The following is a 15,967-nucleotide window of genomic DNA, read 5'->3' as shown; positions in this document are numbered from 1 at the left end:
GAAATCGGTCGGGCGGCCATGGCGCGGCTGATCCTGTTCAACAAACCCTATGGCGTGCTCTCCCAGTTCACCGACCGGGGGACACAAACCGCGCGCCGGACGCTGTCGGACTATATCGACGTGCCGCGCGTCTACCCGGCCGGGCGGCTGGACCGGGACAGCGAAGGGCTGTTGCTGCTGACCGACGACGGAAAGCTGCAGGCCCGGATCGCCGATCCGAAGCACAAGATGGCGAAGACTTATCTTGCGCAGGTCGAGGGCGAACCGGACGAAGCGAGCCTTGTACGGTTGCGAAAAGGCGTCCGGCTGAAGGACGGCATGACACGTCCGGCCGAAGTGGAACGTGTCGCCGCGCCCGATCTCTGGCCCCGCGATCCGCCGATCCGTGTGCGCAAGACCGTTCCCGATAGCTGGCTCAGGCTCACGATCCGCGAAGGCCGCAACCGGCAGGTGCGGCGGATGACGGCGGCGATCGGCTACCCGACGCTGCGGCTCGTGCGCTGGCGGATCGGCGAGTGGACGGTGGACGGTATCCCGCTCGGCGAATGGCGCGACGCTGATGGCTGATTCCTATGACGTTATCGTGCTGGGTGCGGGCGCGGCAGGCATGTTTTGCGCGGCGTTGGCCGGCCAGCGGGGGCGGCGTGTGCTGCTGATCGAACGCGCTGAGGCGCCAGGCAAAAAGATCCTGATATCGGGCGGCGGCCGTTGCAATTTCACGAATATCCATACCGCACCGGATCGCTATCTCTCGGCCAATCCGCATTTCGCGAAATCCGCGCTTAGCCGGTATACGGCGCAGGATTTCATCGATCTTGTCGAACGCCACGGCATCGCCTGGCACGAAAAGACGCTAGGTCAGCTATTCTGCGATGGCTCGGCGAAGCAGATCGTCGCGATGCTGCGCGACGAGGGCGCGAAGGGCGGGGTGGAAATGGTGCTTGGCGCGGACATCACCGATGTTGTGCGCGCCGATGGCCGCTTCCGGGTGACTGCGGATCGGCGGATGGCGGAAGCGGCTGCGCTGGTGATTGCTACGGGTGGACCGTCCATCCCGAAAATGGGCGCGACCGGTTTCGCCTATGATCTCGCGCGCCAGTTCGGGCTGAAAGTCGTCGAGCCGCGCCCTGCGCTCGTACCGCTCACGCTGGGCGGCGAGGATGTCTTGTTCCGCGAGCTCTCTGGCGTTGCCGCCGATGTCGAGGCGCGATGCGGCAAGACCACCTTTCGCGAGGCGGCGCTGTTCACCCATCGCGGGCTTTCCGGCCCGGCGATCCTGCAAATTTCGTCTTATTGGCGGCATGGCGAGGAGATCGGTATCGATTTCCTGCCGGAGCAGGAGCAAGGCTGGCTGACCGAGGCGAAGCGAAACCATCCGTCCGGCACGGTGCGCACGCTATTGCGCGATGCGCTTCCCGACCGGCTGGCGACGACGCTGGCGGAGCGGCTGGGCGCGGACGGCGATCTTGGCAACCTACCGGACAAAGCCCTGTCGGCGGCTGAAGCACGTTTGGCCGACTGGCGTTTCCGCCCGAACGGCACGGAAGGTTTCGCCAAGGCTGAGGTCACGATCGGCGGGATCAGCACGGCGGAGCTGTCGTCGAAAACGATGGAATCAAAGCGCGCGCCCGGCCTGTATGCGATCGGCGAAGCCGTCGACGTCACCGGCTGGCTCGGCGGCTATAATTTCCAATGGGCCTGGGCCAGCGGCTGGGCGGCCGCGCAGGCACTGTGACACGTCCTATTCGTCGCCGAAAGCAACGCTCCCACTGTTAACGAGATCGACAATGAGCGCGATGAAATCGTTCGACAGGCCGACCTCGTTTTCCAACGCCATCGTCTCGTTTGCGCAAATCCGCGCGGCGAATTCGATGATTTGACCGCTGCACGTGAAGCATTCGCCATCGACGAACAGCAACAGCGTATCTGCGTTTTGCCGGATGAAGGAGAAACGGCTGGCCGGGTTGCGACGTAGCGGCACGCCTTCGCCTATCCTCGCGTGGACGATCTCGGCATTGATCGGCTCCTCCGGCCGCCAGTCGATTTCCGGATATTTGGGCGCCGAACTATATTCGCCGAACCAGCGGGCGAAATCGTCGCGGTCGGCCAGCGTTTCGGTGACCATGGCGTGAAGCCGGTCGATTGCGGCGGTGGAAATCTCGCCCGGATTGTCCGGAGCGGTGAGATCCGGGTCGGCATAGCGATCGTCGTCCGACAGGTCCGTAAGCCGGTGATCGACCCAATGCGCGATCAGCTCGCTGCGGGATGGTGCGCGGAAACCGACGGAATAGGTCATGCAATCGTCGCCGACCGCCACGCCGTCATGCGCGATGCCGGGCGGCACGTATAGGATATCGCCCGGTTCCAGCACCCATTCGTCTGTCGCTTCGAAATCGGCGAGCAGGCGGAGCTCATCATGGGGGCGCAGCGCGGTCGTCTCGTCGCAACGCTGGCCGATCCGCCAGCGGCGCTTTCCCAGCCCTTGGACCAGGAAAACATCATATTGGTCGAAATGCGGCCCGACCCCGCCGCCGTCGCTCGCATAGCTGACCATCACATCGTCGATCCGCCAATTGGGCACGAAGCGGAATGGTTCGATCAGCGCCGCGACGGCCGGCATATGATGATCGACGGCCTGGACAAGCAGGGTCCAAGGGTTTTCGCCCAATGCCTCGAACCGTGTTTCGGGCAGAGGGCTGTGCTCGACCGCCCAACCACCGTTCGTCTGCACGACAAGTCGCGATTCGATTTCCTCTTCACAGGCCAGCCCCGCCAGTTCCTCGGGAGCGAGTGGATTCTCCCAAGCCGCCCAGGGATTGCGGATCAGCGCCGGGGCCTTCTGCCAATGATCGCGCAGAAAGCTATCGCTGTCGAAATCGCGAAGCTGCATGAGCCGCCGGGTCAGGCCGCCCAGTCCAGAATGACCTTGCCGGACTTGCCCGTATTGATCGTCTCGAAGCCGGTCTGGAAATCGTCGGCACCCATCCGATGCGTGATGATCGGATCGATATTGAGACCGCTCTTGATCATCGCGCTCATCTTGTACCAGGTTTCGAACATCCGGCGGCCGTAAATGCCGCGGATTTCCAGACCTTTGAAGATCACATGATCCCAGTTGATGCCCGTGCCTTCGGGCAACAGGCCGAGCAGCGCGATCCTGCCGCCATGGTTCATGACATCGAGCATCTGTTCGAAGCCGGACGGGGCGCCCGACATTTCGAGGCCGACATCGAAGCCTTCGGTCATGCCTAGCTCGGCCATCACATTGCGCAGGTCTTCGTTCGCCACGTTGACCGTCCGCGTCGCCCCGAGCGTACTCGCGAGATCGAGCCGGTAGTCGTTGACGTCGGTGACTACGACATTCTGCGCCCCGACATGCTTCGAAACCGCAGCCGCCATCGCCCCGATTGGGCCGGCACCTGTGATCAGCACATCTTCACCGACCATGTCCTGCGCCAGCGCCGTATGCACGGCATTGCCGTACGGATCGAACAGTGCGGCGATATCGTCGGACACTTGGTCGGGCAGCTTGTAGGCGTTGAAGGCCGGAACCGAGATATATTCGGCGAACGCGCCCGTCCGGTTGACGCCGATGCCTTCGGTGTTGCGGCACAGATGCCGGTTGCCGGCCCGGCAGTTCCGGCAATGGCCGCAGGTGATATGGCCCTCCGCCGACACACGGTCGCCAATGGCGAAGCCGCGCACCTCCGATCCCATCTCGACAATCTCACCCATAAACTCATGGCCGACGATCATCGGAACGGGGATCGTGCGCTGCGCCCATTCGTCCCAGTTATAAATGTGCATGTCGGTGCCGCAGATCGCGGTTTTCTTCACGCGGATCAGAACGTCGTTGGGCCCGGCCGTCGGCATGGGGCTGTCTTCCATCCAAAGGCCCGGCTCGTTCTTCGCTTTGACGAGGGACTTCATGCGGCTGCTCCTTCCGGCACAAGGCCGAGTTCCTCGCCCACCTTGGTGAAGGCAGCGATCGCGCGGTCGATTTGTTCGTCCGTGTGCGCGGCAGACATCTGCGTGCGGATGCGCGCCTCGCCCTTGGGCACGACGGGGAAGGAAAAGCCGATCACATAGATGCCTTCTTCGAGTAGCCGCGCGGCTATATCCTGTGCGAGTTTCGCATCGCCGAGCATGACCGGGATGATCGGATGCTCACCGGGCAGTAGGGTGAAACCGGCCGCTTCCATGCCGGCCCGGAAGTGCTGCGAATTGCGGATCAGCTTTGCGCGCAGATCGTCACCCTGTTCGACGAGATCGAACACCTTGATCGAAGCCGCGACGAGGGGCGGGGCGATCGCGTTGGAGAAAAGATAGGGCCGCGCACGCTGCTTGAGCAAGTCGATGACATTCTGCCGCGCGCAGATAAAGCCGCCCATGCCGCCGCCCAGCGCCTTGCCGAGCGTGCCCGTCAGGATATCGATCCGGCCTTCGACGCCGCGATATTCGGCAGAGCCACGACCGTTCGTCCCGAGAAAGCCGCTCGCATGGCAATCGTCGATCATCGTCAGCGCGTCGTGCTCCTCGGCGAGATCACAGATCGCGGGCAGGTTCGCGATCGTGCCGTCCATCGAGAACACGCCGTCCGTAACGATCAGGATCGTGCGCGCGCCGTTCGACCGGGCTTCATCGAGCTTGGCTTTCAGATCGTCCATATCGTTATTGGCGAAGCGATAACGCGCCGCCTTGCACAGCCGGACGCCGTCGATGATCGAGGCATGGTTGAGGCTGTCGGAAATAATCGCGTCGTCCGGGCCAAGCAGGGGCTCGAACACGGCGGCGTTGGCGTCGAAACAGGCGGCGAAAGTGACGGCATCATCATAGCCGAAAAAGCCGGCGATCCGCTGTTCGAGTTCGCGGTGCAGGTCCTGCGTCCCGCAAATGAAGCGCACGGATGCCATGCCGAAACCGCGGCTGTCCATCGCCTGCGCGGCAGCCTCCTTCAGCGCGGGATGATCAGCGAGGCCAAGATAATTATTCGCGCAGAAATTGACGACGGAACGGGTCTCGCCGTCCTGTTGCACCATAATCTCGGCGCTCTGATGCGACGCCAATATCCGTTCGGGCTTGGTCAGCCCTTGATCCGCGATATCCTGCAACGTGTCGTCGACCCGCGCGTAAAATCCGGCAGACATTTATTCTTTTCCCTTTCGCCAAACGTCTCGCGCTCCCTTTACAGCGCTTTATGTCGTCAGGCGAGCCGGTGATCCAGATTCAGCGGAAGTCACGCAGTGGCACGCTCAGCCCTTTGCCCGTGCGTGCAGCCAGATCGCAATGCCCGTCGTTACAGCGGCCACGGTGCCGGCTGCGCCGGCCATGAACACCATCGCCAGGCCCTGTGGAATGGCGAGAATATTGATTACCGCCGCGCCAAGACCGACCACTATGCTCAACAGCCCGACCGCCTTTATCGCCGTGTTGCCCTGCGCGACCAGCGCGAATCCGAAACCGATTCCCGCTAGCCCGATCAGAACCTTGGCGAGGAAATAGAAGAAAAAGGCGCCAGCCAGAACGGTAGTGAGCAGCGGGGAAAGGGCCTCGCCGGCGGTCGCGGCGGGCGCGAACATCGTTAGTCCAATGCCAAGCTGAACGACGTTGAAAATGCCTGCCAGCGCGAGCGCCGCCCAAGTGGTTGGCAGCGTATTACCCCGCGCAAGGGCGACGAACGCGGCGGCGGCGAGGCCAGTGAAAAGCGCCAGCTCAATGGTCCAGACCATTGCGATTTCGGCCCAGCGATCCGTGAAATAGGCCGCGCGATCGGCATTGGTGACGCCCACGCTGGGATCGGATGCCGAAGGCCCGCCGAGCGCGAGCATATAGATGATTTGCGTAACGACACTGAGGATGAGGGCGACCGCAACGAAGGTGGCGGCGCGACGAGTTGTTGAGTCCATGAAATTGCCCCTGCTGGAGAGATGTGATGGCCGAGCTTCGGTCTGCACTAGCAAAAGGTTACGGCCAGAGGGAAATGGGATTGTGCTCTTGCCATATTAGCGACTAGCTTTCCGGCGTTCATGCATCAGAAATTGTCTTTCACGCTGCATCGCTCCCGTATCCGGTTGTGTTTTGCCCATGAGAGTTGCGTTGGATAGCGCGAACGATCGGATGGTGCGCCGTGTAGTGATTATCGGCGGCGGCACGGCGGGCTGGATGACCGCGGCGGCGCTCGCGCATCGGCTCGGCCCGACAGGCGTGACGATCACGCTGGTAGAGTCGGCTGAAATCGGGACCGTCGGTGTTGGCGAGGCGACCTTGCCGCAAATGCGCTATTTCAACAGCGCACTCGGCATCGACGAGGCCGAGATGATGCGTCGGACTGCCGCAACGATAAAGCTGGGTATCGAGTTTCGCGACTGGGGCAGTCCGGGCGACCGTTACATTCATCCGTTCGGCGCGCATGGCGAGCGTATCGGCCCAGCGGATTTTCACCATTATTGGGTAAAGCAGCACAAGGCGGGAGATGCTGCGGCTTTCGGGCGATATTGCTACCCGATCGTGGCGGCCTGGAACGATCGGTTCGCGCTGCCGGAGGACGATCCGGTGTCTCCGCTTTCGGCTTTCTCTTATGCTTTCCAGTTCGATGCGAGCCTCTATGGCGCCTTTCTGGCCGACTATGCGCAGAAACGCGGCGCCGAGCGCGTGGAAGGGAAGGTCGTCAGCGTCCAATCGAACGGCGAGAGCGGCTTTATCGAGACTGTCACGCTTGAATCCGACGCGGAGATAGCCGGCGATCTTTTCATCGACTGTTCGGGATTTCGCGGCCTGCTGATCGAGCAGGAGCTGGAAACCGGTTACAAAGACTGGAGCGCCTATCTCCCCTGCAATCGCGCCTATGCCGTTCCCTGTACAACTGAAGATGCTGTCGGCCCGTATACGCGTGCAACGGCGCGCAGCGGTGGCTGGCAGTGGCGCATTCCGCTCCAGCACCGCGTGGGTAACGGCCATGTCTATTGCGATCGGTACATCAGCGACCAGGACGCGGTCGATCAGCTGATGACGAATCTGGAAGGCGAGCCGCTTGCCGATCCCAAACAGCTTTTCTTCAAAACGGGTAAACGGCGGAAGCTGTGGAATCGGAACTGCATTGCAATCGGCCTCTCCGGCGGATTTCTCGAGCCGTTGGAATCAACGAGCATCGATCTGATCCAAAGCGGCATCACAAATTTGCTCGAACTCTGGCCGCAACGCGATTGCGCGGCCAGCGATGCGGACGAGTATAACCGGCTGATGGACCTGGAGTTTACGCGTATCCGGGATTTCCTGATGCTGCATTATGTCGCCACAGAGCGCGATACGCCGCTGTGGCAGGATATGCGCGAGATGGAATGGCCCGACAGTCTTGCGCACAAGATCGAGGCCTTCCGCCTGCGCGGGATCGTGCCCGAATATGAAAGCGGCCTGTTTCAGCCGCCGAGCTGGCTGTCTGTGTTTATCGGGCAGAATATCATTCCTGAACACTGCGATCCGCGTGTCGAGCGGCTGGATGATGGCGCGCGCGCTGCGGCGCTTGGCCGCATCGAGGCGGATATTGCCGCGCATGTCGACCGGACGACCGGCCATCTGGATTTCATCGCAAGCTATGGTGCCGCATATGGCGGCGCACAAACAGGCGGCAGCTGATGGCGGACACGACACCGGTTTCGCGCATCGCGATCTTCGGCCACAACCATTGTCTCTGGCCCGCCGCGACGTTGCTCGCGAAGAACCTGCCCGAAGGCATGCGCCTCGCCGTGATCGAGGACGATGGCGATCCGGCTGAGCCGGTTGCGCTGACGCTGCCTTGGGAAAGCCCTTTGCACGATGCGATTGATGTCACCGCGCACGACCTTGCCGAACATTGTAACGGCGTTTTCGGCCTGGGCGTGGATCTTCACGATTGGCGGGGCGATGGCAGCCACTTCTTTTCCGCGCCTTCGGGTACGTTGCCCGCGATCAACGGAGTGGCGCTTCACCATGTTATGCTGCGCGCCGCCTCTATGTATGAGGAGCCCGAACGGCTCGACTACCTGCTCCAACCGTTCCGTTTTGCCGCGCGCGCAGCCGCGGCCTGCAAGTTTTCCGAAGCGGCAGGCGATCCGCAATCGCCTCTCGCGATGCTCGGGCCGACCGTCCAGTTCGAAAGCGCCGCTTATGGCGCGATGCTGCGCGAGAGATTTACCGACTCCGCCGCAACGATCGATCGCGGCACCGTTGCGAGTGTCAGCCTCGATTCCGACCGCAGCAGGATTGATAGCGTGACGCTGACGGATGGTCGGCAGATCGATGCGAATCTCTTTGTCGATGTTTCCGGGTGCCTGTCAGAGCTTGCGCCGGTCAGTCTCGATCCGGGCCGACAATCGCTTGCCGATATTCTGGCATTCGATCTATATATTTCCGGAAGCCGCAGCGCGCGCGAAGATGGCGGCCATGCGAGTGCGCGTGCGATTGCCGGCGGGCTATTGGTCGAAACGCCGGTACGCGGTCGCCACTTCTCCGAATTGCTGTTTTCGGCGCGCGACATGGTGGAAGACCATGCGCGCACCCGTGTTGGTTCGGACAACGATTCCGTGCCTTTTTCCGCCCATTTCGCCCGTACGCCATGGACCGGCAATCTTGTCAGGCTCGGTCCGGCGTCGGCTCGCTTCGGTCCCTATCTTTCGCCTGATATGCGGCTGTTGCATGAACAGGCCCTGCTGCTGGTCCGCCATCTGCCTGCTGTCGGGCGGATGACCGTCGAAGCGGCGGAATTCAACGCCAAACAGCTCAATGTCGCGCGACAGTTGCGGGACTTTTTGGCCATCCCGTTCCTCCTCAATGCGCGGGACGAAATGCCATGGGCCAGCGTTCGGGGTGCGAGCTTACCCCAGAGTCTCGCAATCCGGCTCGAACAGTTTCGCAGCCGCGGCCGCTTCGTGACTTTCGATAGCGAACAGTTCGATCGCCAGACCTGGATCGATCTGATGATCGGCTTCGGTGTCGTTCCGTGCCGCTACGATTCTCAGGTCGATGCCATGGATATGCGCCGCATCGCGCCCGCCCTGAAACAAATGACCGATCGTTTTACGCAGACGATCGCGGCCATGCCTGATCGCGCGGAGTATCTTGCGACGATAGACTCGCCGGGCAGCTAATCAGAAAACCGCATGGTCGCCGCGCTCGGCCGAAACCTCGCCAGCGACCAGCTTTGTATAATAGTCGAACAGTGTTTCGGTGCCGGTGGAGGGTGTAGCGTCGGCGTCGTAGCGGCCGGTATCCGTGTTCAGCACAAGCATCGATTCTGTCGCGTAATAGTGGCCTATGCGGGCAAGTTCGGCCTTGCGCGCGGCTGCGGGCACGATCTTGCCGACAAAGCCCAGCGTTCCCGCAATGGCATCGAGCATCCGTACCGGCACATGCCGGAAGTGCGGTTCCTGCCCGAGCAAGGCGAAGAGATGTTCGCCCTGTTGTCTTGGGGTAATCGCGGCGCTCGGCCCGCCGATCGGCAATATGCGGTTATGCTTAGCGGGATCATCGATACAGTCGGCGAGATAGGCCGCGAGATCGCCATCGCTGATCGGCTTGCAGGCGGTCAGTTCGCCATCGCCAAATAGCAGGTACGGTTTTCCGGCCCTCACGCGCTCCACTTGCCCCGACAATGATTTGAAAAACGCCGTCGGACGGACGATGGAATAGGTAAGGCCGGACTCGATCAGCGCTTGTTCGAAGGCAAGCTTGGCATGCTGAAAGGCGAGCAACGGTTTCTGCACGCAAATCGCCGACAGCAAGATCATATGCGAAACGCCAGCATTTTTGGCTGCGGCCAGCGCTTTGAGATGTGCAGCATGATCGATCGCCCAGGCGTCGTCCGGCACGCCCGTGCGTGACGCCATGCAGGACAGCAACACATCGAACCGTTCGCCGCGAAAGCCGTCCCGCGCAATGGATTGGGGATCGGTAACATCGCCGAATCGCAACTCCGCTTCGTCGGGGATGGAGAGATTGGCCGCGTCCGCGCCGCGCGTCCGCGCGAAACAGGTAACATGGTGGCCACGTTCCAGGAGCTTGCGGACTGTGGCGCGCCCGATGGTCCCGGTTGCGCCGAGCATGAAGATACGGCGTGGTTCTGTGGACTGTCGAAGCGTTGCCGATGCCGGTGAATCGTTCATTGCCTATGTTTAGCGGAAGCCTGCATCCGATACGACTGATGGGAACCGACGCTCGCTGATCAGCGCTGCGGCCCATATTTCGCTTCGATCTGGCGCAGACACTCTGCGAGTGAGCGTTCAGGTGAGGGGCGATAAGTGCGACCGGCGGCCCGGACGTTCGCCATCCGGTCGAGCCGGAACATGCGGAAATCCTCCCGTAACTCGCACCAGGCCATCACGGTCCAGACCTTGCCCCAGAACCAGAGGCCAAGCGGCTGGATGTCGCGGCTGGTCGCCGCTCCGCCTTCGTCGCGATAGTCGAAGGTCAACACCTTCCGTGCCTCCACCGCCGCCTCGCAACGGTCGATCAAGGCGCGCACGGCGTTGCTGATTCCCATATAGGGCGCGAATATCTTGGCATTCGCCACACGGTCGCGTTCCGCTTCGGGGAGAATCGCCTCTATCTTCACGAGCGCTTCCTCCGCAGCGCGCGCCATCGCGATACCGCCCCAGGAGCGCACGACGCGCGCGCCGGCGACGAGCGCGACAATTTCGTCATGGGTGAACATCAGGGGTGGGAGATCGAAACCGCTCCGCATGACATAGCCGACGCCGGCTTCGCCATCGATCGGGACGCCGGTCGACTGGAGATCGGCGATATCGCGATAGATGGTGCGCTCGGACACTTCGAGCCGTTCGGCAAGCATCGCGGCGGTGACGAGCCGACCACCGCGCAGATATTGCACGATCTGAAACAGGCGGTCGGCGCGTCGCATGGGTAGGATGGTAACGTCAGATCTTGAAGATGCCGAGCGAATTGCCTTCGGTATCGATGGCATAGAAGAACGACCCTGCGGGAATCGTGATAACATCCGACACGATTTCGCCACCGGCCTCGCCGATCCGCGCCATGGCATCGTCCAGTTCGAACGGCACGGCCAGATGGACTGTCGTGCCTTCGCCCTTCGGGGCAGGCTTGCCGGGATAGAGATGGCCGGAGGCCGCGCCGAGTTCACCGGAATAGGGCAGCATCGCCATGGGATTGGGGCCGGTATCGTCGCGCTTTAGCGGTTCGCCGAGAACTTTCTCATAGAATGCCATGGCGCGATCCAGATCGGTGACGGGGATTTCCGTCCAGACGAGACGGTTGGAGGCTTGGGTCATCTGCGTGTTCCTTTTGCTATGGGACCACGCCTTTATTGCCACACCCCTCCTGACAGCCTGGTGTCAGGAGTGTTCAGTACTTGGTATCAGGCTTTTGCAATCGCGATATGTGTCGTCATCGGCGCCAGCAGCGAGTTGTCGTCCTGGACGTAGTCGCTCAGCGCTTCTTCCATCTCCGCGATCATCTCCCGAATGGGTTCGTCAGCTGCGGGATCGTCAGGCGCAACGATCGGCTGAAGCGCACCGTCAGCGCCGGGTCTTCCGATGAAGATCAGGTCGAAAAGGATGAAGGATCGGATGTCCGGGAGCCTGGCATTGGCCTCGCGCCGCTCGAGCGATTGCAGGGTGAAGCCGGATTCCTCGAAGAGGGACTGCAACGCGTCCTTGTCCCCGAATGCGAACGGCCCGAGCGGAACAAGATCTTCCCCGAACCGGCGGGCCAGAGCCTCTTCGAATGTTCCGAAAACCGGGTTGCCATCCGAAGCGGCGGTCCAGACTGCCGCTGCGAAACGACCGCCCGGTTTCAGCACGCGGCGCGCTTCGCGCAGCGCCTGCAATCGATCGGGGAAGAACTGGACGCCTTGCTGGCAATAGGCGGTTTCGAATTCATCTTTGGCGAAGGGCAAATCCAGGGCGCTGGCGACAGAATATTCGATTCGATCAGCTAGGTCTTCGTTCGCGGCCAGCGCTGTCGCGTGCGCGATCATCGGTTCCGCGATGTCGATGGCGGATATGCGTTTCACCGCACCATTTCGTGCAAGCTTCCGCGATATTACCCCTGTACCGCACGCGATATCGAGGCATGTCCCTGAGGGCGGCAGTCTAGCCAACAGATCATCGGCAAAAGGCGAGAACAGGCCCGGCGCGAGATAGGTTTCGTAGAGCTCGGGCGGGGACCTACCGGCGATAAAATCGCTGATTAACGTCATGATCGTTCTCCTCACGCCCGCAGCAGTCAATCGTTCGGCGTACCGGCCCAGACTGAAGTGCAACGCCTAGATATAGCCAAACAGATGCCCGCCGATCTTGCGCATCTGGATTTCCTCCGCACCCTCGGTGATCCGGTAGCGGCGGTGGTGGCGGTAGATATGTTCGAACGGCTTGTGACGCGAATAACCGATGCCGCCATGGACCTGCATGGCCCGGTCCGCGGCGTCGCAGACCAGCCGGTTCGCGCGATAATTGCACATGCTGACCTTGTCGGAGAGCCGCTTGGCGACTTCCGGCTTGGGCATCGTGTCCATTGCTGCCGCGACGCTGTAGATCAGCTGACGCAGCATAGCGGCCTCGGTGTGGAGTTCGACGAGCGGGAACTGGATCGCCTGGTTTGCGGATAGTGGTTTGCCGAAGGGCTTGCGTTCGCGTGCATATTGGACCGCCTCGTCGATGCAATATTGCGCCGCGCCCAGCGAGCTGGCGGCCTGCCGGATCCGGTTTTCGTGCACGAAATGCTGGGCGCAGGCGAGGCCAAGATCGGGATCGCCGAGCACCGCGCCTTCCGGGATCCAGACATCGGTGAACTTCACCTTCGGATGATCGGTCGGCATGTTGAAGGTCCACAGATATTCGCCGATTTCGACGCCTTCCGCATCATAGGGGACGAGGAAACAGCCAATCCCGCGCGCATCGCCATCCTCACCCGCATGGCGCGCGAAGCACATGCAATGCGTCGCGATATGGCTGCCCGTGGTCCACATCTTATTACCGTTAATCAGCCAGCCCGGCTTGCCGTCGCGCGTCTCTTTGACGGCCCGGGTATCCATCCAGGTCGCATCCGACCCGTGATCTTCTTCCGTCAGCCCGAACGTCCAGATCATCTTGCCTTCGAGCATGGCCGGGATGAAATCGCGCCGCTGCTCCTCCGTACCGAAATCGCGGACCATCAGCGGCTGGACGAGATTGCCGACGATCGAGCTTTCATTCTGCAAATCGTTGTGGAGACCGAGCCCCTTCGCGGCGAGATGCTCGCGGATGCGCGCCATGGCGAGGTTGGAGCCGTCCTTGCCGCCAAATTCCTTCGGCAGCGCAAAACGAAAATGCCCGGCGGCGTCCGCGCGGCGGCGCATTTCGCGCAGGAGCCCCTCCCACTCTTCGTTCGGCAGGCCGTCATTCTCCCAATCGGTGCGCGCATGTTCGCGGCGATGGTCGAAAAAGCGGATATTGTCGTCTTGCTGCTCGAGCGGCTTGATCTCGGCCTCGATGAACGCATCCAGTTCGGCGAGATAGTCCTCGATGTCCTGCGGGATTTCGAAACTCATGAGCGGCTCCATTTTTCGAGGGCGGCAGCAAGGCCAGGATATTTGGGCTGGTCGATCGACAGGCGTTCGAGCGCGGTCAGGCGCAGATGATCGAGCAAGGCGGGGTCTACGAGGGAGAGGCTGCCGTCCGCGAGTCCGCCGCGCAGTTCGTCGTCCGAAAGCCCGAGCGCATCGAGCCGAGCGGCTTGGCGGTCCGCGAAGATCGGGTCGAGCTCAGCCTCCCGCTGCAGCATGCCCATTGCGTTTTTCGCCACGCGGGCCTGGAAGAGGTCACGGCCCTTGGCATCGGGAATAACGTCCTCGCTGTCCCAGCCGATCAGCGCTTCGAGCAATTCGCCGGCATGCGTTTCGCCGTCATGTTTCGGCCGATCCGGTGCGTGCCAGTCGATGCGCCGCGCCGCGCTGTCGCCCAGTAACGGATCGAAGAGCAGTAGCAAATCGACTTCGACTTCGCTGACCCGGCGCCCGATCACGATACGCTCGAGTGTCCGGTCGGCGCCCGAGCGCCAGATTTGCGTCATGCCGAGGCAGCAGACGCCCCACCACAGCGTCGAATAGATGAGCCAGAAATCGAACCGCGGGTGATCGACCGCTGCGCCGCTGGCCTCGGCATAGGCATCGAGAAACGCGTCGATATCGCCGAATCCGCCGACCGGCCGGTCGTGCCGGATGAAACGCCAGCTTGGCGTGCAGATATAGGCAAGATCCTGCGCCGGATCGCCGATATGGACGAGCTCCCAGTCGAGAATGGCGGCGATACCTTGGCTGTCGATCATCAGATTGCCCATGCGGAAATCGCCGTGCAGCAGGCGCGGCTCCGCGGGTTCGGGTAGATGATCAGCAAGCCAGCGCAGCGTGTAGTCGAACAGCGGGATCTTCGCACCGGATTCGCGGTATCGCTGGCCGAGCCCGTCGAGCAGAGTAGCCGCATCTTCGCGCGGTATGTCGTCAGGTAGCGTGTCCAGCGGAATCGCATGGATTTTGGCGAGCTCGCGCGCGCACTGGCCGGTCAGCGCCGTTTCCGCGTCGGCGAAATCGGGATTGCCCAAAATCTTGTGGGGCAGCGTTTCACCCCCGATCCGCTGCATCAGATAGCCTTGACCGAGCCCATCATCGGGTTCGAGAATGCCGAGCATCGGCGGGGCCGTGATGTCGTGCTCGCACGCCAGCGCGATCAGCCGCGCCTCGCTTTCCATCGATATCCGCGCCAGCTCCTCGCTGCGCTCGCCGCTACCTGGCGCGCGCCGCAGGACCAGTGCGTGCGCGCCATAATTGAAGCCCCAGCTTTCCATATTGGCGCCGCCGGTCAGCCTCCGCAGTCCCGCTATTTCCCCATCCTCGCCAAGCACGCGCAGGCAAAAGGCGGCGAGCTCGGGCTGGAAATCGGTGTCGGACATAAGTTGACGCTAGCGGCAAGCGTAGCACCCTTCAACGCTTGCATCGCGATGCCGCGCTGCCTAGTCGGAAACCGCAACAACAGGGGTCGGACATGCGGGCATTCATCTTTCCGGGACAGGGCAGTCAGGCGGTCGGCATGGGCGCGGCGCTCGCCGAAGCGAGCCCTGTCGCGCGCGAAACTTTCGAAGAGGTCGACGAGGCACTCGAACAGAGTCTTTCGCGGCTGATGCGTGAGGGGCCCGAAGACGAACTGACGCTCACCGAAAACGCGCAGCCTGCTATCATGGCAAACGCCATTGCCACGCTGCGCGTGCTCGAAAAAGAGGGCGGCGTAACGCTGGCCGATAAGGCCGATTTTGTGGCGGGGCACAGCCTCGGCGAATATACGGCGCTGTGCGCGGCCGGCGGTTTCGATCTGGCGACCACGGCGCGGTTGCTGAAACGGCGCGGACAGGCGATGCAGGCGGCGGTGCCGGTGGGCGAGGGGACAATGGCCGTGTTTCTGGGCCTCGATTTCGATCCAGCGTCCGAAATCGTCGAAGAGGCTGCCCAGGGCGAGGTTTGTGTGATCGCAAACGACAATGCGCCGGGTCAGATCGTGATTTCGGGCCATGCGGCGGCGGTCGACCGGGCGTGCGAACTGGGCAAGGAGAAGGGCGCGCGCCGCGCCATGCCGCTGGCCGTATCCGCGCCGTTCCACTGCCCGCTCATGAAGCCGGCGGCCGATGCAATGGAGGAAGCGCTGAGCAACGTCGAAATCCATCCATTGTCTGCGATGCTCTATGCCAATGTGACGGCGACGGCGGTTGGCGAACATGAGGCGATCCGTGGGCTGCTCGTGGAGCAGGTGACCGCGATGGTCCGCTGGCGCGAGAGTATCGCGGCGATGGCGGACGAGGGCGTGAGCGAATTCATCGAATTTGGCGGCAAGGTTGTCGCGCCGATGGTCAAGCGTATCGCGCCTCAGGCAGATCAGAAGAGCGTCGTTTCGATGGACGATATCGAGGCATTGGCGAAAGACTTGTAGGGAGC

The 15,967-nt window shown here is 62.2% G+C and carries 15 protein-coding genes; 5 read left to right on the top strand and 10 right to left on the bottom strand.

What is annotated here, in order from left to right:
- Positions 1–18: 18 nt before the first annotated feature.
- Positions 19–567: a pseudouridine synthase gene (locus Q0974_RS08620; RefSeq protein WP_299326539.1), complete on the top strand. Its 549-nt coding sequence runs from the start codon at positions 19–21 to the stop codon at positions 565–567.
- Positions 560–1,735, top strand: a complete 1,176-nt coding sequence (locus Q0974_RS08615; protein WP_299326537.1) for an NAD(P)/FAD-dependent oxidoreductase — start codon at positions 560–562, stop codon at positions 1,733–1,735. The genes Q0974_RS08620 and Q0974_RS08615 overlap by 8 nt, the downstream gene beginning before the upstream one ends.
- Positions 1,736–1,741: 6 nt before the next feature.
- Here Q0974_RS08615 and Q0974_RS08610 read toward each other — a convergent pair whose 3' ends face one another.
- From Q0974_RS08610 to Q0974_RS08595, 4 genes are all read right to left on the bottom strand, one after another.
- Positions 1,742–2,890, bottom strand: a complete 1,149-nt coding sequence (locus tag Q0974_RS08610; protein ID WP_299326535.1) for a cupin domain-containing protein — start codon at positions 2,888–2,890, stop codon at positions 1,742–1,744.
- An 11-nt stretch (positions 2,891–2,901) separates the two neighbouring features.
- Positions 2,902–3,930: an L-threonine 3-dehydrogenase gene (gene tdh, locus Q0974_RS08605; RefSeq protein WP_299326533.1), complete on the bottom strand. Its 1,029-nt coding sequence runs from the start codon at positions 3,928–3,930 to the stop codon at positions 2,902–2,904.
- Positions 3,927–5,147 (bottom strand): glycine C-acetyltransferase, encoded by a 1,221-nt coding sequence (locus Q0974_RS08600; RefSeq protein ID WP_299326530.1) that lies wholly within the window; start codon positions 5,145–5,147, stop codon positions 3,927–3,929. The genes tdh and Q0974_RS08600 overlap by 4 nt, the downstream gene beginning before the upstream one ends.
- Before the next feature lie 105 nt (positions 5,148–5,252).
- Positions 5,253–5,906 carry a hypothetical protein gene (locus Q0974_RS08595; protein ID WP_299326527.1) on the bottom strand — a complete coding sequence of 218 codons (654 nt, stop codon included), beginning with the start codon at positions 5,904–5,906 and terminating at the stop codon, positions 5,253–5,255.
- A gap of 178 nt (positions 5,907–6,084) precedes the next feature.
- On the opposite strand from Q0974_RS08595, the gene Q0974_RS08590 reads away from it, so the two are divergent.
- Together Q0974_RS08590 and Q0974_RS08585 are read left to right on the top strand one after the other, a co-directional pair.
- Entirely contained in the window at positions 6,085–7,632 is a 1,548-nt protein-coding gene (locus Q0974_RS08590; RefSeq protein ID WP_299326524.1) for a tryptophan halogenase family protein, read from the top strand.
- Positions 7,632–9,122 carry a tryptophan 7-halogenase gene (locus tag Q0974_RS08585; RefSeq protein ID WP_299326521.1) on the top strand — a complete coding sequence of 497 codons (1,491 nt, stop codon included), beginning with the start codon at positions 7,632–7,634 and terminating at the stop codon, positions 9,120–9,122. The genes Q0974_RS08590 and Q0974_RS08585 overlap by 1 nt, the downstream gene beginning before the upstream one ends.
- On the opposite strand, the gene Q0974_RS08580 is transcribed toward Q0974_RS08585, so the two are convergent.
- The 6 genes from Q0974_RS08580 to Q0974_RS08555 all read right to left on the bottom strand — a co-directional run bounded on the left by Q0974_RS08580 (position 9,123) and on the right by Q0974_RS08555 (position 14,934).
- A complete protein-coding gene (locus Q0974_RS08580) occupies positions 9,123–10,136 on the bottom strand; it encodes an NAD(P)H-binding protein (protein WP_299326518.1) in 1,014 nt (337 codons plus the stop codon). It lies immediately after the preceding gene.
- 59 nt (positions 10,137–10,195) lie between these two features.
- Positions 10,196–10,891: a YafY family protein gene (locus tag Q0974_RS08575; RefSeq protein WP_299326515.1), complete on the bottom strand. Its 696-nt coding sequence runs from the start codon at positions 10,889–10,891 to the stop codon at positions 10,196–10,198.
- Positions 10,892–10,907: 16 nt separating this feature from the next.
- On the bottom strand, positions 10,908–11,279 hold the full coding sequence (locus tag Q0974_RS08570; RefSeq protein ID WP_299326512.1) for a VOC family protein: 372 nt from the start codon (positions 11,277–11,279) through the stop codon (positions 10,908–10,910).
- Between the two features lie 86 nt (positions 11,280–11,365).
- Positions 11,366–12,208, bottom strand: a complete 843-nt coding sequence (locus tag Q0974_RS08565) for a class I SAM-dependent methyltransferase (protein ID WP_299326509.1) — start codon at positions 12,206–12,208, stop codon at positions 11,366–11,368.
- Positions 12,209–12,274: 66 nt separating this feature from the next.
- Positions 12,275–13,537 carry an acyl-CoA dehydrogenase family protein gene (locus Q0974_RS08560; RefSeq protein WP_299326506.1) on the bottom strand — a complete coding sequence of 421 codons (1,263 nt, stop codon included), beginning with the start codon at positions 13,535–13,537 and terminating at the stop codon, positions 12,275–12,277.
- Complete coding sequence (locus Q0974_RS08555; RefSeq protein ID WP_299326504.1) at positions 13,534–14,934, bottom strand: phosphotransferase family protein; 1,401 nt, start codon at positions 14,932–14,934, stop codon at positions 13,534–13,536. The genes Q0974_RS08560 and Q0974_RS08555 overlap by 4 nt, the downstream gene beginning before the upstream one ends.
- 92 nt (positions 14,935–15,026) lie before the next feature.
- Here Q0974_RS08555 and fabD point away from each other — a divergent pair, with 92 nt between their 5' ends.
- Positions 15,027–15,962, top strand: a complete 936-nt coding sequence (gene fabD, locus Q0974_RS08550; protein ID WP_299326502.1) for an ACP S-malonyltransferase — start codon at positions 15,027–15,029, stop codon at positions 15,960–15,962.
- Positions 15,963–15,967: the final 5 nt, after the last annotated feature.

Origin of the sequence: Parasphingopyxis sp., from assembly GCF_028279465.1 — a bacterium.
GTDB lineage: Bacteria > Pseudomonadota > Alphaproteobacteria > Sphingomonadales > Sphingomonadaceae > Parasphingopyxis.
The sequence above is the reverse complement of the archived record's forward strand: the minus strand, read 5'-3'. Positions and strand labels throughout refer to the sequence as shown.